The 18,060-nt window shown below is 35.2% G+C and carries 14 protein-coding genes; 4 read left to right on the forward strand and 10 right to left on the reverse strand.

Annotated features, from left to right (window positions below; genetic code table 11):
• Nucleotides 1–53: 53 nt before the first annotated feature.
• Nucleotides 54–1,529 carry a proline--tRNA ligase gene (gene proS, locus B5X62_RS00250; RefSeq protein ID WP_079665392.1) on the reverse strand — a complete coding sequence of 492 codons (1,476 nt, stop codon included), beginning with the start codon at nucleotides 1,527–1,529 and terminating at the stop codon, nucleotides 54–56.
• 147 nt (nucleotides 1,530–1,676) lie between these two features.
• Between proS and B5X62_RS00255 the strand changes: the two genes are divergently transcribed.
• On the forward strand, nucleotides 1,677–2,735 hold the full coding sequence (locus B5X62_RS00255) for a hypothetical protein (RefSeq protein ID WP_079665393.1): 1,059 nt from the start codon (nucleotides 1,677–1,679) through the stop codon (nucleotides 2,733–2,735).
• A 58-nt stretch (nucleotides 2,736–2,793) separates the two neighbouring features.
• The gene (locus B5X62_RS00260) at nucleotides 2,794–4,224 is read left to right on the forward strand and encodes an OmpP1/FadL family transporter (RefSeq protein ID WP_079665394.1); all 1,431 of its coding nucleotides are present in this window, start codon (nucleotides 2,794–2,796) and stop codon (nucleotides 4,222–4,224) included.
• A gap of 56 nt (nucleotides 4,225–4,280) precedes the next feature.
• Here the strand turns inward: B5X62_RS00260 and B5X62_RS15705 are convergent, their stop codons facing one another.
• From B5X62_RS15705 to B5X62_RS00295, 8 genes are all read right to left on the reverse strand, one after another.
• A complete protein-coding gene (locus tag B5X62_RS15705) occupies nucleotides 4,281–4,403 on the reverse strand; it encodes a hypothetical protein (protein ID WP_262507642.1) in 123 nt (40 codons plus the stop codon).
• A 55-nt stretch (nucleotides 4,404–4,458) separates the two neighbouring features.
• Nucleotides 4,459–4,794 (reverse strand): HopJ type III effector protein, encoded by a 336-nt coding sequence (locus tag B5X62_RS00265; protein WP_079665395.1) that lies wholly within the window; start codon nucleotides 4,792–4,794, stop codon nucleotides 4,459–4,461.
• Nucleotides 4,795–4,890: 96 nt separating this feature from the next.
• Nucleotides 4,891–6,225 (reverse strand): MFS transporter, encoded by a 1,335-nt coding sequence (locus B5X62_RS00270; protein ID WP_079665396.1) that lies wholly within the window; start codon nucleotides 6,223–6,225, stop codon nucleotides 4,891–4,893.
• Nucleotides 6,226–6,249: 24 nt separating this feature from the next.
• Nucleotides 6,250–6,861, reverse strand: coding sequence for a bifunctional nuclease family protein (locus tag B5X62_RS00275; protein ID WP_079665397.1), 612 nt, complete (start codon nucleotides 6,859–6,861; stop codon nucleotides 6,250–6,252).
• Between the two features lie 601 nt (nucleotides 6,862–7,462).
• The gene (locus B5X62_RS00280; RefSeq protein WP_079665398.1) at nucleotides 7,463–9,067 is read right to left on the reverse strand and encodes an efflux MFS transporter permease; all 1,605 of its coding nucleotides are present in this window, start codon (nucleotides 9,065–9,067) and stop codon (nucleotides 7,463–7,465) included.
• Nucleotides 9,068–9,186: 119 nt separating this feature from the next.
• The gene (locus B5X62_RS00285) at nucleotides 9,187–10,329 is read right to left on the reverse strand and encodes an HlyD family secretion protein (protein WP_079665399.1); all 1,143 of its coding nucleotides are present in this window, start codon (nucleotides 10,327–10,329) and stop codon (nucleotides 9,187–9,189) included.
• Nucleotides 10,330–10,345: 16 nt separating this feature from the next.
• Nucleotides 10,346–11,656 (reverse strand): TolC family protein, encoded by a 1,311-nt coding sequence (locus B5X62_RS00290; protein ID WP_079665400.1) that lies wholly within the window; start codon nucleotides 11,654–11,656, stop codon nucleotides 10,346–10,348.
• Nucleotides 11,657–11,782: 126 nt separating this feature from the next.
• Entirely contained in the window at nucleotides 11,783–12,613 is an 831-nt protein-coding gene (locus tag B5X62_RS00295; protein ID WP_079665401.1) for a helix-turn-helix domain-containing protein, read from the reverse strand.
• Nucleotides 12,614–13,154: 541 nt separating this feature from the next.
• Between B5X62_RS00295 and B5X62_RS00300 the strand changes: the two genes are divergently transcribed.
• Nucleotides 13,155–14,201 carry an acyltransferase family protein gene (locus B5X62_RS00300; RefSeq protein WP_079665402.1) on the forward strand — a complete coding sequence of 349 codons (1,047 nt, stop codon included), beginning with the start codon at nucleotides 13,155–13,157 and terminating at the stop codon, nucleotides 14,199–14,201.
• Between the two features lie 145 nt (nucleotides 14,202–14,346).
• Nucleotides 14,347–17,382 carry a choice-of-anchor I family protein gene (locus B5X62_RS00305; protein ID WP_079665403.1) on the forward strand — a complete coding sequence of 1,012 codons (3,036 nt, stop codon included), beginning with the start codon at nucleotides 14,347–14,349 and terminating at the stop codon, nucleotides 17,380–17,382.
• 155 nt (nucleotides 17,383–17,537) lie between these two features.
• Here the strand turns inward: B5X62_RS00305 and B5X62_RS00310 are convergent, their stop codons facing one another.
• A complete protein-coding gene (locus B5X62_RS00310; RefSeq protein WP_079665404.1) occupies nucleotides 17,538–17,999 on the reverse strand; it encodes an Lrp/AsnC family transcriptional regulator in 462 nt (153 codons plus the stop codon).
• Nucleotides 18,000–18,060 lie beyond the last annotated feature (61 nt).

An 18,060-nucleotide genomic window follows, 5' to 3' on the forward strand; every position in this document is an offset into this window, starting at 1 on the left:
AGATAATCAAAAACTACACCATGTGTTAACTTTTTATCAAATAAAACTAAATTTTAATATGCTTTCGCAAATAAAACACGTTGTTTTGATGGTTTTCCTGTAATAAGAGATACGCCTTCTTCCATTTCGTTATCTAAAGGAATACATCTAATTGTGGCTTTTGTTTCATTTTTGATTTGCTCTTCCTCTTCATCTGTACCGTCCCAATGCGCCGAAATAAAACCTCCTTTTTCTTCTAAAACTTTTTTGAACTCCTCATAAGTGTCAACCTTAGTTACGTGAGTATCTCTGTAAGTTTTAGCTTTATTAAATACATCTTGCTGAATTGTTTTTAATAATTCTTCAATATAAGTATCAACATTATCAATTGGTTGCACTTCTTTAGTCAAATTATCTCTTCTCGCGATTTCGACAGTTCCGTTTTCTAAATCTTTAGGACCAATTGCCATTCTTACTGGCACACCTTTTAGTTCGTATTCAGCAAACTTCCAACCCGGTTTGTTCTGTGTATCGTTATCAAATTTAACAGAAATACCTTTCGCTTTTAATTTTGCTTGAATATCCAAAGCTACTTTGCTGATTTGTTCTAATTGTTCTTCTCCTTTAAAAATAGGAACAATAACAACCTGAATTGGAGCCAAACTTGGTGGCAATACCAAACCATGATCATCTGAATGCGTCATAATTAAAGCACCCATTAGTCTAGTTGACGTTCCCCAAGACGTTGCCCAAGCATATTCTATTTTACCTTCTTTATTAGTGAATTTAACATCGAAAGCCTTCGCAAAATTTTGTCCTAAAAAGTGAGAAGTTCCGGCTTGTAAAGCTTTACCGTCTTGCATAAGAGCTTCTATACAATAAGTTTCGTCCGCACCAGCAAATCTCTCAGATGGTGTTTTAATACCTCTAACAACAGGAATTGCCATAAAGTTTTCTGCAAAATCTGCATAAACATCTAACATTTGTTCAGATTCTTCAATCGCTTCTTGACGCGTTGCATGCGCTGTGTGTCCTTCTTGCCAAAGGAATTCGGCTGTTCTAAGGAATAGACGCGTTCTCATCTCCCAACGTACAACATTTGCCCATTGGTTAATCAAGATTGGTAAATCTCTATAAGATTGAATCCAGTTTTTATAAGTACTCCAAATGATCGCCTCAGAAGTTGGACGAACAATAAGTTCTTCCTCTAATTTTGCATTAGGATCAACAATTAATTTTCCTGGATTGTCTGGATCATTTTTAAGACGATAATGCGTAACTACCGCACATTCTTTAGCAAAACCTTCCGCATTCTTCTCTTCCGCTTCGAACAAGCTTTTCGGGACAAACAAGGGGAAATAAGCATTAACGTGTCCTGTTTCTTTGAATTTGCGATCCATCTCGTCACGCATTTTTTCCCAAATTGCATAACCGTAAGGTTTAATCACCATACAACCACGCACACCAGAGTTTTCTGCTAAGTCAGCTTTTACAACCAATTCGTTGTACCATTTGCTGTAATCTTCTGCCCTTGTTGTTAACTTTGCCATAAATTTTTTTGATATTTCTTTTTAACTTTTCTTTATAAAGCCAATCTAAAATAAAAGCAGTAATTTTACCTGCCTATTTATCGTACTTTTTGGTACAAATTTGGTATAAAGAAATGCAAATATAATAAACTTAATACTCTGTTGAAAATGAAAACTTTTAACAATTATAACATTTTTAATCTTGTTAAGTCAAAAGCCTTAATAATGATTTCCAGCAGCTTCCTATTAACGTCTTGTATTGTCTATACAGGAGGTTATTCTGAGACTGATGGTGTATACTATGATCCTAATAGAGATAGCCTTCCAGAAGGTTATTCAGGGAATTATGGTAATCAGGTAGACCAATATTATGACTATGGCGATGTTGGTATCGTTGAACAATCTGTGAAAAACCAACAACTTAGTAACAACCGTTACGGAAGTTATGAGTCTGATTGGGGAAATTATACAGGAACAGAAACTTATTACACCAATAATAATTGGGGTTGGGGATCTGGATATTATGGATACGGTATGCCATATTATGGTTCTCGTTGGGGCTATGGTTGGAATATCGGAATGAATTGGGGTTGGGGAAGCCCTTGGTATTACAACAGTTTCTATGATCCATTCTGGGGTTATGGCTATGGAGGTGGATATTGGGGAAGCTACTATTCGCCATATTACTCACCGTATTATTACGGATATGGTGGCGGATATTATCCTTACTATGGTAACAACTCATACTATATTCCGAGAGGAACAAGAAATACAAACGGAAATAGACTTTCTGGAATGTTAAGAGAAACTAGTGTAAGAAATATTACTACTAATAATTCTGGCGGAAGAAATTCTAATGGTAGCATTCGTAACCAAGGTATGATTAATAACGGAAATAATGGGAATGTAAGAAATCCTAATAATATGGGTGGTTACAGAAATCCTCAATCTTTCCCTAATCAAAATGATAACGGATTTATCCGCCAAAATGGAGGTATGAGAAATGATGGTGGTACTCGTAGTAATAACGGCGGCATTAGAAGTAACGACGGTGGTTTCAGAAATACAACACCAATGCAAAATTCTGGAGGATATCGTAATAGCGGATCTAGCAGCGGAGGATTCAACTCTAGTGGAGGTACAAGATCTGGCGGAAGTATGGGTGGTAGCACCGGTGGTGGCATGCGTTCTGGAGGCGGAGGCGGAATGAGATCTGGCGGACGTTAATCCCATTTAAAAAAATAATTATAAACTTATAAAACAGTCTTTATTTAAGAACTTTAATATGTTAAAAAGAACATTACTGATACTTACTTTACCAGCAGCTTTTTATTTACAAGCTCAGGATATATCAGAAATTAAGAATACAACCGATGTCTATAACAACAATAGCATTAATGGGACCGCAAAATATGTAGGTATGGCGGGGTCAATGGGAGCTTTAGGTGGCGATATCTCTAGCGTTAATGTTAACCCTGCAGGTTTGGGAGTTAATATTGCAAGTGACCTTAGTCTTAGTTTATCAACCTATTCTAACAAGAATACAAGTACATTAGGTAGCGCTTCTGCTTCTAATAAAGTTAATAAAACTGATTTAGGCAACGCCTCTGCAATTATTGCATTTGACTTAAGTAATCTTAATTCTAAATGGAAATTTGTAAACATTGGTGTTAGCTACAATTCAACGTTCTTAAATGATCAAGTTGGAACTCCTGGAAATAGCAATATCAAAATCCAAAAGGATTTAATAGATGAAAATAATAATCCACTTGTTGGTAATTTAAGTTATCAAGGACATGTCTATAGCAGAGATGGCCGTTCCGATAAAACTAACTTTACGATTGGTGCCAATTATGATAACAGAATCTATTTAGGAGCAGGTATTAACATGAGTAGCATTAGTTATACACAGGATGATTATTCATTTTTTCATCTAGATGCAAATAATGTTACCGATTCTTACGAAAAGCAATACACGCCATATTTAGAAGATTCGAGAGGATTCTCAGCTAACTTTGGTATTATTGGTAAAATCAACAATCAATTCCGTTTAGGAGCAGCTATTGAAACGCCAACTTGGTGGAATGTAGACCGAGTGTATAGAGATTATGCAATTGCGAATGATGGTTATACAGATACTGCCGAATTTTCGGAATCTAGAAATCTAAGAACACCTTTCAAAGCAACGGTGAGTGCCGCTTTTGTTCCGAATAAAAATTTCGCTTTTAACGTCGATTATATCCAAGGATTAAGTAAGCCTAAATATACAACGACTTCAGCTGTGAATTCAGATCTTAATGCTTTCTATAATGAGAATTATAAAAACTCATCAGAAGTGAGACTTGGTGCTGAATATCGTTACGAAGGTCTTCGTGTGAGAGCTGGTTATGCATTTGCTAATAATCCATTCAATAACATTATGTTGTCTAGCTACAATAATGATGGATCTATACATGATGTTAACTACTCTAATCTAATGCTTTCTAAAAGAAATACTTTGGGCGTAGGTCTTGGCTATGACTTTAAAGCTTTCTACATCGATGCATCATATCAAAACGTGTCATCAGAATATGACAATCCGTTCTTGTATGGTTCGGCAAATAACGGAACTGGTTATTACAGCAACAATTTTGATATCAACTCTCCTGCTTATGCCGTATCAAAAGTTAAAAATCAAATGAACAATTTAGTATTTACGCTTGGTTGGAAATTCTAAACCAAACTAAAACATAACAAAAAAGCTATTCAGATTTCGAATAGCTTTTTTTATTTTTAAGACTGTTGCAACTCTTTATCAGTTGGCTGTGTTTTCTTTTGAGTAACTTTCTTAACCACATAATCGATAACGATAGGCGCTAAGATTGTCAAAAGTGTTTTAAATAATCTCGATCTCATAATTTGAATATTTAAAAGATTATAAACAAGATTTAAGCCACAATCATTAGCTTGATTATTTTTCTACTAAAGCTTCACCATCGAATTTTACGTCATCCCAACCATACTTCATAAAGTTGCGGATATTTTGATGATCGTCTCCTTCGGGATCTTGCAATACCTCTTTTTTGTAATAATCTCCGAACAAATCTAAAGTCTGCTCTTTACTGAGGTTATTCATTTTAGCAAAATAAAAAATCTTGCAAGAGCCGTTGTTCTGATTGGCAACGTTAATTTGATCACCGTTGGTAAATTTGGTTGGAAAAAAGTCATAATGTTTGTCAATATCAGCGATAACATTATTAAAATCAAAATTAGTTTCTCCGTTTTTTATCTGTTCTAAAATTGTCATTGTTTTAAATTTAAAAATCTTAGTTTCAAAAATACAATAAAAAAACTCCGAAATCAATCGAGTTCGGAGTTTTGTAATATTTAAAGTTTAATAAAATTAATGCGAAATATTGGCTGTATCTTCTGGATTGTGTTTGTGTTTAAAAATGATAGCAAACAATATAGTTACTACCAATGCATAACCAGCAAAAATATACCAAGATGTCTTCCAACCAGCTAATTGATCAACAAGATCAGTTTGACTAAATACAAAATGATTAACAACCTCTTGAGCACCTAACATCCCAATTGTTGCACCAAAACCATTGGTCATCATCATAAATACGCCTTGCGCAGAAGAGCGAATTTCTTTACTTGTCTCATTATCAACATATAGCGAACCCGATACATTGAAAAAGTCAAACGCAATACCATAAACGATCATTGAAATGATAAACATCCATACACCAGATCCCGGATTTCCTAGTCCAAATAATCCAAATCTCAATACCCAAGCAGTCATTGCCATGAGCATTACGGTTTTGATACCAAATCTTTTTAAGAAAAAAGGAATTAAAAGAATACAAAGCGTTTCTGAAACTTGTGATAACGAAATTAAAGCATTTGCATTATGAGCACCCCATGTATTTGCATACTCAGGAATATCTTTAAAAGTCGTAATAAATGGATTTGCATAACCATTTGTAATTTGCAATGAAACCCCAAGTAACATCGAGAAAATAAAGAAAATCGCCATCTTTCTATCTTTAAATAAAGCAAAGGCTTTTAATCCTAGAGCATCGCTCATAGACTTCTTTTCCGTAGACTCATCAACAGGGCAATTAGGTAATGAAAAACTATATAAAAACAATAATATCCCTAAAATTCCTGAAATGTAGAATTGATTATAATCCGACTGAAAACTCTTAAAACTAGCATCTCCGCTGAAGTTAAATCCATAACTTCCATTCTCTATTCCAAAGAAATTAACAAATAACATCGCAACTATAAAGCCAACCGTCCCGAAAGTTCTTATAGGAGGAAAGGCTTTTATTGTGTTGAGATTGTTTTGTTTTAGAATGGTATAAGCCGTCGAGTTCGATAAAGCTATGGTAGGCATAAAGAATGCAACACTTAAAGAATACAATGTAAAAATGGTTGTAAAGTCAACATTAGAGCCAGCAGTCTGTCCGTAATAACCAGCACCAATTATAAAAATTGCAGCTAAAAGATGATTAATACCTAAAAGCTTCTGGACAGGAATCCATCGGTCTGCAATAATCCCCATAATGGCTGGCATAAAGATTGAAACAATCCCTTGCATAGCGTAAAAAAGTCCAATTTTAGGACCCAAACCAACTGACCCCAGATAGTTTCCCATTGAAGTCAAGTAAGCCCCCCATACTGCGAACTCTAAAAAGTTCATGATGGTTAAACGTAATTTTATGTTCATAATTATGAAATGTAAATAGAAATATTATTCAATCTTTCTGTTGCGCTTTTTGATCTCTTCTTGTACCTGTAAAGCGGTGTCAAAATCTTCTTCTTTAACTGCGTCTTCTAAAAGTTGCGCTAATTCTTGTGATGATAAATTGCTAAGGCTGGTTTCTTCTAGTCCTACTATTGGTTGACTTCCTTCAACATCCGCCGACATCTCTTCAGGTTCGTTGATTTCTAAAAGAATTCCGGCTTCGCTAAGGACTTGCTCAGTCGTAAAAATTGGTGCATCAAATCGAACTGCCATTGCAACAGCATCCGACGTGCGTGCATCCAAAATTAATTCTTCATCCGAAATATTGTTTGTAAAAACGAGATTGGAGAAAAATACGCCATCTAAAATTTGATAAATAACAACCGAACTCAATCGGTATTGGGTTGCCTTTACAAAGCTTGAAAAAAGATCGTGCGTCAATGGTCTCGGTGGTTGTATATCCTTTTCGAGGCCGAGTGATATGGATTGTGCTTCGAAATTACCTATAACAACAGGTAGTTTGACACCTGTCTCTTCGTGTTCTAATAATAATGCATAGGCACCAGATTGTGTCTGGCTATAGGAAATTCCTCTTATGATAAGTCTTTTATAATCCATCTAGCAAATATAAAGTTTTTTAGGAATTTGGAGGTCAGTTTTTAAACCAAGTATAATTAATTGATTTGTAAAAGACTATCAGTAAAATATCCTAAATTTTGGATTTTTAAAAATTGCTAATTATCCCTTCTCCGCGCCCCGACTTGAGTGGAACTCTTTTTGTTTGAGTAATAACTTCGACAAAAAAGTAAAAATGAGCCAAACAACAATTATTAAAAAAAATAATATTGTATTGTCACAGTGGTCCAACTTATTTAGTGGTTGAAGTTTTACTAAAACTTTCATAGATTCTTAACAAAATCGAAAGGCTCACAATAATACAACATTTCAATGGATTTTCGTCATGTCAAATCACTAACAATCTAAGGCTTAGTATCTTTCAATTGAAAATTAAATATTCGAGATCTTCCTTATTAAATTCTTGCCTAATTATTTTTAGCCCCGATAGAAGCGGCATCCTTTGGGGCGACGTGAGGCGACGGAGCGTAGCGGAGTCGTCCGAGCGGCGCACAAAAGATAGAGCGGATAGCGGGAAAAGCTCCTAAAAAAAGAAGCCCCAAAATCCAATGGACTTCGGAGCTTCCAAGAAAAACAAGGAATTTTATATATTACTAACACCTCCTACGTCTTTAATAGGATTGATGGTTTCTTTCAGTAATTGTTGTTCTCTTCTTCGGCGTCTTGCGATGTAAGATTTACCTTTCAAAACTCGAATTAAACGAACTTCGGTATGTTTTATTCTTCCAAAATGATGGAAATAAATATAAATAAGAATGAAAAATCCAGCGATACTTACCAAGCCAAGAAGCTTTTTGTTAGCAACAAGAATGGCATTTAACTGGATGGCTTTCAAATTAGCCATTGCTGCTTGCGGATTTAAAATCATGCTGTCCATATGAACCGCCAAATCGCCAACCGCCTGAACCTGAAATTGATATTGAATCCACGAAAACGCTGCTGAAAACAAGCCAATCGTGATAAACGAACGCCAACATAAAACGAATCCGAATGCGGGCAAAAGGTCATTAACATCCAACTTATCCATCGCGTAATACCAAACCCCAATGAAAAGACTACACATACCGTAACCTTTTAAAAACATCGGCAGATACCAACGTTCAAAATTCATTTCAGGAACCATGGAAAAATACAGAATGATGCTAAACATCAGCATCGCGCCAAAGCCTGAAAAAATGTACATTCTAAGATTAAATTCTTTTTTGAACCAATACAAAGCCACAATTGCAGCCGCAATAAGTCCCGGAATCATCAAAAGATTCAATTTCGCATTCGTCATTTGATCGTATTGAAGAACACCCAACGCAAAGGTATTTTGCATCGATCCAAGCGCCATATACATCCCTAAACAAAATAACATGAAAAGCCCGTGCTGAACGTTATTCTTTTTAAAAATATTAAATGATAAAAATGGACGTTTTAGATGGGATTGACGGGCAATTAGCAAAACCAAACTCACGACAAAACCAATGGTATTCCATACGATATACGGCGAATTAAACCAATCTTGTTGTTTCCCGAATGACAGTACATAAGCCAACATAAAAAATGTCGCCACAAACATCAACATACTCATCCAATCGATGTAATACAGCGGCATTTTGAGTGCGAATCTTTTATCATGCATGAAAATCCAACTCATCAGCGCCAAAATCAAACATGTAACCGCCGTTAGGATGTAAAAATATTCCCAATTGTAGAGGATGGAAAATTCTACCACGTAATAATTCGCCAATTGCGATAGTACGAGTACAAAACCGTATAACATGCTGTAAAATGCGCCTCGACTTGGTACCATCATCATAAGTGGTAACATAAATTCCATAACAACAGCCATCTTTAAAAACCCGATTAAAAGGGAATTAATGACGATAATCCACGGATTTTCGGTTGTCCCACTGATGAATAATAAAGCAGCTAAAGCAATTAAAATAAAAGTGACTTTATCTCGAATTTTGAAACGCATTTTTAGTCGAATAGCAATTGGCATCACCGCGCCCATCCCAATGGATGAAACAAAATTCGCCATCATATAATATTCGGTCATGGATCCCGAATCACTCGCCATAAAAGCGATGTTTCCCGAGTAAATCCCGCCCATTGGCATCAGGATACCTGCGAAAAGTATCACCAATAAAAGCTGGACAGGTTTCGGAACCCAATCATTAAATAATCCTTTATTGTACATTTTTGTTTTTTTAGATATTAGATGCTAGACTCAAGATTTCAGATTTATAATTTTTCATATATTTCTTTACGCTTTGTTTCTTTTCTGATGTCTGAAATCTAGCGTCTTAATTCTTCTCTCTACTTTTCCAGCTTCAAAACCATATTCATCCCTGCGCGTAATTGTTTTACTTTCGCAGCATCATTTTTATCTGTAAACTCTATTCGAACCGGAATACGTTGCTGAACTTTTACAAAGTTCCCTGTTGAATTATCCGTTGGTACCGCTGAATATTTAGAACCTGTTGCCGCTGAAATTGCTGTAACAACTCCTTCAAATTTTTCGCCACCCAAAGCGTCAGCCGACATCACGATTTTACTTCCGATCTTGATATTCGGCATTTGACGTTCCAAAAAGTTCGCCGTCACCCATTTGCTTCCTTCCAAAACGATGGTCGCAACTTGTTGACCTGGCTGCATTAGTTGTCCTTCAGAAATCGTTCTTCTTCCCATAATTCCGTCGTAAGGCGCTGTAATAACCGTATACGAACGATTTAATCGCGCCATATCCAAAGCAGATTTGGTTCTTTTAATCTCCGCATCGTTGATTCCGATTTTAGATTTCACTTCTGTAATCGAAAGATTCGCCGATTGTTTTTGATTAATCAAAGTTTCGTAAGACGCTTTCAAGGCATCATATTCCGTTTTCACGGCGTCGTATTGTTGCTTTGTAACTGCTTCCGCAGCCAAAAGATTTTTATATCGATTTAAATTTTGTTCTGCATTCCAAAGTCTTGCTTTAGCGCCAGCAATGTTCGATTCCATCACGTTAACGTTGTTCGAAACCGTATTCACCGAAGATCCTGTTGCATTTTTTTGAGCCAAAGCATTTTGATAAGCCGCTTCCGCTTGTCCAAGTTGCGTTTCGATTTCGCGCTCATCCAAAACAACCAACGTATCGCCTTTTTTCACGGTTTGATGTTCGTTGAATTTTATTTCTTTAATATATCCAGAAACTCTTGTATTAATCGGATTGATGAATTCTTCAACCTGCGCGGCTTCGGTATAATTTTTATCTCCGATGTGGAAATATTGCGTGATCAACCAATAAATTCCAAATCCGATAATCGCTAAAACCAAGACGTTTGAAATCATCGATTTTGCTTTGTTTTTCTTATTCTGTTTTACTTTTTCAGCTGTTGTAGGTCGCGAAACGTGTTGCGTTTTTGGTTCGTTTTCCTGATGCTGAGTTGTATTTTCTTGTTGTGTATCCTTGTTTTCCATTTGTAATTGTCCGTTATTAAAGAGTTCCTGTCGTTTTTAGTAAGTTGTAATATTGATATAGAACGTTGATTTCAGCATTGGCAAAATCCAATTCTGCTTGTAGTTTTTGATTCTGCGCATCAATCATTTCGGCTTGTACCGCTAATTGATTTAGATATTTAGCCTCGGTAATTTTGTAGTTTTCTTCCGCTAGTTTTTTCGAATCGTTGAACAAATCTGCTTGCTGAATCGCTTCCACATATTTCACATAAGCCGCATTAACGCCAACTTCCAACTGTTCTTTGATGAGTGAAGTCGCCTCGTTAGCTTGCTCTTTTTGCAATTGTCCCAACTTCACTTTTTCTTTGGTTTTATATAAATTATCGATATTATAACTCAAAGAAATTCCGCTTTGCCACGAATTCGTGTACATATCCATTGCGGGAACACTCGATGTTATTGGTCTTTGCATATTATAACCGCCGAAAGCCGCAATGGTCGGCATTTTATCGGTGTTGATAATTTCAATATTTTTATCTGCAACTTCCACGTTTTTATAAGCCGACTTCATTGCTGGATGATTTTCGAATGCTAAATTTTGATAGTAATCTCTATCCAAACCTTTTTCCTGAATATCGATACCTTCCGTCGGATTAATTTGCGTATCTGGATTTAGTCCCAAAGCAACGTTTAACTGATAGGTCACAATTTTTCGGTTGTTCTCTAAAATCAAAAGTCCTTGATCCAAATTCTTAATCGCCAACTCCGCACGAATCACTTCATTTCGTGTAATCATGCCTTGCTGATAGAATTTTTGAATGTTTTTTAAACGTTCTTGAGCTAATTTTTTATTGTTCTGATAAACTTCCGTTTGATTGATCAATTTGTAGATGTCCAAATAATTGGAAGTCACCAAAAATTTTACATTCTGTTGATCTTTTTCGACATCTAGCTCTGCTAATTGTTCGCGCAAATCATACATTTCAATCGACTTATTTACCAATCCACCTTTGAAAATAAGTTGCTGCGCTTGTACAGAATATGTGCTTCCGTAATGCGGCATTTCCACTTTGGTCGAATTGGAAAAATCTTTGTCAATAATGAGTGCGTTTCCTAGAAAGAACTGACTTGTAGATGCTGTAATAGAAGGCAACTTCTGAAGTTTTGCAACTTCGGTTTGTTGTTTTGCAATGTCGATATTTTTTGCTGAAACTTTTAGTTGCTGATGGTTTTGTAAAGCCAAATCCATCACTTGATCTACAGATAGATCGCGAGATTCTTGAGCATAAGACAGTCCAAATGTTAGCATACTGAGTGCTAACATCGTTTGTTGTACCTTGTTTTTCATTGTTTTCCTTGTTGTTATTTTGAAGTTTTTTCTACTTCAATTTTCACAGGACAAAGGTAGCGTGCTAAACAAGCGTTTAAAATGATTCAGTTTACGTGTTTTGATGTTCAAAAGTAAGATTGAAATCTAAAATTGATTTCGATATTGAGATGGACTCAAATTTTCATGTTTTTTAAAGAAATGACTGAATGAATATTGATCACTGAATTTCAGTTCATTAGAAATCTCATTAATCGGTTTTAAACTAGAACTAAGTTGTGCCTTGGCTTCGTTCAATACAAATTCGTTAAGAATCTGAATGGCACTTTTCCCAAAAACTTCTTTTAAAACCACCGTTAAATGCCGACTTGAAATCATCAAGCGTTGCGCATAATATTCTACATTCCGTTCAATTTTAAAATTGCCTGTAACCAGTTTTATAAAATCGAACGCAATCTCCTGAGAGCGCGACATTTTTTGTTTGGAAATTTTCCGTTGATGTGCGACAATATTGGCCAATTGATAAACCAAAGCCGCAAATAAAGATTCAATAATTTCGATTTGATACTCCTGCTGATCAATGTTTTCGATATAATATTGGATATTGAGAACATTTTGCCACAAGACAGGAAACTCAGATTCGCTTGCTTGATAACCTTTCTTAAATTCGGCTCTGATACTTCGAAAAGCGTGAAGCCTATTGAGTTTTAAATTAAGTGTATCAAAGAAATTTCGGTTATAAGCAACGATAAGAATATCGATATCTTCACTGTATTCTAGGATTTCGTAAACGGAAGTGCTATCAATAAGAATCACACCGTTTTTATGAAGCGTGTAAACATTAATCTGCTCACGAAGCTTGATAAAACCTTCTTTCAAAAACAAAAAAGCAGGTCTTGCGGGATGATACGGATGACCGACAACCAAATGTTCTTGTAGGTTTCCGTTGCTAAAGACTTTGGCTTCCTCGAAAATCATATTCTTACAATTTGTTCAAAAGTAAGAAAATTAAAATTTATCATGAATCTGGATTTTATACTATAGTAATCTTATTATTATACTAGCCCCGATAGAAGCGGCATCCTTTGAGGCGCCGTGAGGCGGCGGAGCTTCGCGGAGCCGTCCGAGCGGCGCATTAAAGATATAGCGGATAGCGGGAATTGCTCCTAAAAGCAATCGACGTAGTCAAAAAGCTACCAAAAGAAAATAACAAAGAGCTTTTCGATGAAATCAATTGGTCCTATAAGAAACATTTATTTGAATTTAAAAGAATTGCTTCACTAAATCACCTTCTTTAGTAGGAAATTAAAACATCACACACTAAATGCATTTTTACTGAAAATAATACACCAAAATCAATGTTCTGATAAAAAATATAAATTAAACTGATGCAAATTTCATCTTTATAAAAAACACACTTGTTAAAATAGATTTTTCTTTAAGAAATAAACTAAATTTGCGTTTGACTTTATTAAAAACACAATAACAAAGAGCAAATTGTTCTTTACACGAAAAAAATATGACTGCAAGTAAAAAACGTATTTTAGTTCTTGATGGGCTAAGAGGTTTGGCAATTCTGCTGGTACTATTATTCCATGGTTACTCGGTGTGGGACGCATACTATCCTTATAAAAGGCAATTTTCGGAGATTATCTTGTTCAAATATGGAAGTCTCGGCGTTCAATTATTTTTTTTGATATCCGGATTTGTGATTTTGATGTCCGTTGAAAAGACACCAAATTACTGGAAGTTTTTGAAAAATAGATGGATTAGACTTTTTCCGAGTATGTTAATTTGCAGTTTACTCGTGTATTTAACCGCAAGTTTTTTCTATGAAAGGCCTTTCGGAATTCCAGAGTTAAAATCGCTTTTGCCTGGGATTACATTTATTAATAATGGTATTTTGGAAATGATTTTTAAAACAGATTTTCCTGTTTTAGAATTGTCATTTTGGTCGCTATATGTCGAAGTTAAATTCTACATCATTTTTGGTGCGTTATACTTTATGTTTAACAGAAATATAGCGTTATTAGGCATCTTTCTTTTGTATTTGTCAGCTTGCATTTTGCAAATTTTTATCTTCCACAATCTTATCCACGAATCTGGATTATTGAAAACTTATATTGGATCTTTTATACATTTTGGGTGGTTCGTCGCGGGTGCATTAACTTATATGTATTATCAAAAACCTGATAAAAAGACGCTTTTGGCTATCATCTTTACAGTAGTATGTTCGTTATTTTATGCTTATAAATTCCAAGATTTGATATTATTAATCTATTTAATTGCGGTTAATCTGGTGTTTTTTGCAGCATTGTTTTGGGAGAAGTTTGGGGCTATATTTTGTACAAGACTTTTTACATTTATTGGCTTTATAAGTTATCCGTTATATTTGTTGCACGAGAATATGCTAATTGCATCTATCATTAAAATTCATAATTATTTCCCACAAATACCATATTTTTTATTGCCTATTTTGTCGTCAATATTTATTATAATCCTAGCTTATATCGTTGCAAAATATCTCGAACCAGTAGTCCAAAAGCAGTTAAAAAAAATAATTTAACTCAAGCTTCTATTAATTAAATATTAAACGCAATTTATAAAAGGGAACATATAGGATAGTTTTAATTAATTAATAATTCATTTTCTATTAAAATATTTAGAATCTATTAACTTCATTTTTGCAAGAATCTAAATAAAAGTAAAAAATGAAAAAACATTACGTTCTTGCAAAGTTATTAATGACTGCTGTAACGCTTCCCATGATTGGAAAAGCTCAAAATCTTGTTCATTATTGGAATTTTAACAACAACTCAACAGAAGCCACAATAAAAACGCCGACTTATACGGTTGGCGGCGCAACTTTAACCAATGTTAATACAGCCAATAGTTTGATTGATTTTGCTGGGGGAACTGGACAAAATTTCAATACTGAAAATCTAAACGCTAGAAATAACGATCCTTCGGGAACGCATCTTCGTTTTAACAACCCAATTGGTGGTAGTCTGGTATTTGCCTTGCCAACAATTAATTATAAAAACAATGTTGTAAAATTCACGACACGTCGTTCTGGTTCTGGCGCTGGTACGCAAACTTGGTTCTACTCTACTGACGGAACCAATTACACGCAATTCTCGACAGTTGCGCCACAAGATGGAAATCCGCAATTGATTACTTTAGACTTCTCAAACATCCAAGAAGTTAACAACAACCCCAATTTTAAATTAAAAGTTGAATTCGCAAAAGGTCCAGGTGGCGAGGTTGGTAACAACAGATTCGATAACTTTACGTTAGATGCAATAACGATGGGCGGCGCGGACACAACTGCTCCGACAGTTAGTATTCTTCCCGCAAATAATGCGACGAATATTTCTACAAATTTCCAACCTGTAATTTCGTTTAACGAAAATGTTAGAAACATTGACAATTCTCCCATCACTGCTGCTTCCGCTCAAAACCTTGTTGAACTAAAAGAAACGGACGCTTCGGGTGCCGCGATTCCTTTTACGACGACATTCGTTGATAATAAAATAAGCATCATACCAACATCTGCGCTTAAAACAAATCAAAAATATTATGTTGCATTAAAAGCAAATGTAATCGAAGATGAAAGTGACAACGCAGTAACTTCTATTTCGACAACAAGCTTTACAACGGGTTCTAGCAGTATTTCGTTTGATAAAAATTTCCAAAAAGTAAAAGAAGATGAAGGGCAAGTTTCTATTAAATTAAAAGTTACGAATCCTACCACTTCTAGTATTGATTTGGTTTTAAAACCAAACTCATTTAATACAGCTAATCAAAATGATTTCACGTTCCAAAGTCAGCGAGTAGATATCACGCCGAATCAAACCGATTATATCATTAATATTCCGATTATTGACGATAACGAAAAAGAACAAGAAGCAGAATATTTTGTACTCGGACTCGAAAACGCCAATGGCATACAAATAACTGGTGAAGCAACAAATACAGTGTACATCATTGATAACGATAATCCAATTGCACAACCTAACAAACAGATTGAACTTAATTATCTTTTAAGTTTTGATCCTTCGGGAACTAACAATAGTTCGACAGAAATTGTTGTTCATGATAAAGCGACACAACGTTTGTTCACAATTAGCGCATTGTCTGATGTTTTTGATATTATTGATTTTAGTAATCCAACGACGCCAAACGTCATCAAAACAGTTGATATGAAATCCTACGGTGGAATTACCAGTATTGCTGTTAAAAACGGAATATTAGCCGTTGCTTCACCAAACGCAAATCCTCAATTAAACGGAAGTGTCGTATTTTTTGACATCAACGGGAATTTCTTAAAACAAGTTGAAGTTGGCGCTTTACCAGATATGGTGACCTTTACGCATGATGGAACTAAAATCTTGACAGCAAATGAAGGCGAACCGAATAACGACTATAGCGTAGATCCAGAAGGTTCTATAAGTATTATCGACATATCGAACGGTATTGCAAATCTTACTCAAAATCAGGTTAAAACTTTAGGTTTTACACAATATAATAGTCAAGAAACACAACTGTTAGCATCAGGAATTAGAAAAGTAAAATCTACAAGCACACTATCGCAAGATTTTGAACCTGAATATATTAGTATTTCAGAAGATTCTAAAAAAGCTTTTGTTTCACTTCAAGAGAATAATGCCATTGTAGAAGTAGATTTATCAACACTAGAAATTTCGAAACTGTGGCCTCTTGGCAAAAAAGATATGAGTCTTCCAGGAAATGGTTTTGATGCTTCGGACAATAACGGCGAAATACTTATCGCAAATTGGCCTGTGAAAAGTTACTACACGCCAGACGCTATCCAAACTTACAACATCAACGGAACCAATTATATTGTAACAGCTAATGAAGGTGATGAGAGAGATTTATCAGGTTTTAGCGAAAGAACGACGGTTGGCGCAAACAATTATGCTTTGGATACCGATATTTTCCCGAATGCTTCTGTCCTGAAATTATCGCACAACTTAGGTAGATTCCGTACAACCAGCGTTAACGGAAACCTAGATAGCGACGCTGCTTATGAAGAAATCAATTCTATGGGAGCAAGATCTTTCTCAATCTTCAATGCAGATACGCAAAGTTTGGTATTTGACAGTGGCGACCATTTCGAACGTTATACAGCGCAGTACAAACCAGAACTTTTCAATTCTGATAATGAAAGTAACTCGCCAAAGTCGAGAAGTCGCGCAAAAGGTCCAGAACCTGAAGGCGTAACTTTGGCTAAAATTGGAAACGAAACATTTGCATTCATTACTTTAGAAAGAACAGGTGGCGTTATGGTCTATAACATTTCTAATCCTCAAGCGCCACAATTCGTAGATTATAAAAATCCACGTTCTAGTTCTGCTTTCGCAGGTGATAACGGTCCAGAAGGCATCACTTTTATCCCAGCTGAAAATACAACAACTGGAAAAGCTTATGTGATTGTTGCAAACGAAATCAGCGGAACTTTGTCTATCTACGAAGTTCTAAATACTGCAACTTTGGATAACAATGAGATTTCAAAATCGAAAACATTTGTCGCTTTCCCAAATCCCGTAACTAAAGGTCAAACGATGTATTTCAACAGAAAAGCAGATTTCAAAATTTATAATATGTCTGGACAACTTGTTAAAGAAGGACAATCTGCATTAACCGTAGATACAACAAATTTTGCAACTGGCGTTTATGTTTTGAAAACTAACGAAGGCGATGTTACACGTTTTATCGTAAAATAATATTATAAAATTTTAAATAATCAAAGCCCGCCTTTTGGTGGGCTTTTCGTTTTTAAATATGAATATCAAGCGATATCCTTACATCTTAAAGAATAATATTTTTAAGTCAAAAAAATATTAAAGAATATTTTAAAACGATTAATTAAAAAAAGATTTCAAATCATTAATCCATGGATATTTTTGACTTCGGCCATCACAAAAGTACTGTGTGTGCTGCCAATCGAATCCACCGAACCCAGCTTATTAAAAACAAAATCTTGGTAATGCTTCATATCTCTGACTTGGACTTTTAGCAAGAAATCGTAATCACCAGAAATATTATAACATTCGGCGACTTCATCGATTTCTCGTATTTCGTTGACAAAGTCATTTCCGACAGATTTATCATGGATTTTTAGTTTCACTTGACAGAAAACAGTGAAACCTCGATTGAGTTTTTCGGCATCCAAAACCGCTGCATATCGGTTGATAAATCCCTCCTGCTCCAACCTTTTTACTCTTTCGAATACGGGTGAAGCCGAAAGGTTAACTTCCTTAGCAAGCTCTTTTATGGTAAGTTTTGCATCATTTTGTAACAGTCGCAAGATGTTAAAATCCTTGTCATCCAGTTGATCCATAGAATAATATTCTTTTGGTTAATAATTTTAAACAAATATAAAGGATATTAAACTTTAAAAA

This window comes from Soonwooa buanensis (assembly GCF_900167905.1).
Classification (GTDB): domain Bacteria; phylum Bacteroidota; class Bacteroidia; order Flavobacteriales; family Weeksellaceae; genus Soonwooa; species Soonwooa buanensis.

Coding starts and splice junctions, on each gene's coding strand:
- B5X62_RS00310 (WP_079665404.1), bottom strand. CDS start 17,999: ATGGATCAACTGGATGACAAGGATTTTAACATCTTGCGACTGTTACAA.
- B5X62_RS00305 (WP_079665403.1), top strand. CDS start 14,347: ATGAAAAAACATTACGTTCTTGCAAAGTTATTAATGACTGCTGTAACG.
- B5X62_RS00275 (WP_079665397.1), bottom strand. CDS start 6,861: ATGGATTATAAAAGACTTATCATAAGAGGAATTTCCTATAGCCAGACA.
- B5X62_RS00295 (WP_079665401.1), bottom strand. CDS start 12,613: ATGATTTTCGAGGAAGCCAAAGTCTTTAGCAACGGAAACCTACAAGAA.
- B5X62_RS00285 (WP_079665399.1), bottom strand. CDS start 10,329: ATGGAAAACAAGGATACACAACAAGAAAATACAACTCAGCATCAGGAA.
- B5X62_RS00270 (WP_079665396.1), bottom strand. CDS start 6,225: ATGAACATAAAATTACGTTTAACCATCATGAACTTTTTAGAGTTCGCA.
- B5X62_RS15705 (WP_262507642.1), bottom strand. CDS start 4,403: ATGAGATCGAGATTATTTAAAACACTTTTGACAATCTTAGCGCCTATC.
- B5X62_RS00280 (WP_079665398.1), bottom strand. CDS start 9,067: ATGTACAATAAAGGATTATTTAATGATTGGGTTCCGAAACCTGTCCAG.
- B5X62_RS00290 (WP_079665400.1), bottom strand. CDS start 11,656: ATGAAAAACAAGGTACAACAAACGATGTTAGCACTCAGTATGCTAACA.
- B5X62_RS00300 (WP_079665402.1), top strand. CDS start 13,155: ATGACTGCAAGTAAAAAACGTATTTTAGTTCTTGATGGGCTAAGAGGT.
- B5X62_RS00260 (WP_079665394.1), top strand. CDS start 2,794: ATGTTAAAAAGAACATTACTGATACTTACTTTACCAGCAGCTTTTTAT.
- B5X62_RS00265 (WP_079665395.1), bottom strand. CDS start 4,794: ATGACAATTTTAGAACAGATAAAAAACGGAGAAACTAATTTTGATTTT.
- B5X62_RS00255 (WP_079665393.1), top strand. CDS start 1,677: ATGAAAACTTTTAACAATTATAACATTTTTAATCTTGTTAAGTCAAAA.
- proS (WP_079665392.1), bottom strand. CDS start 1,529: ATGGCAAAGTTAACAACAAGGGCAGAAGATTACAGCAAATGGTACAAC.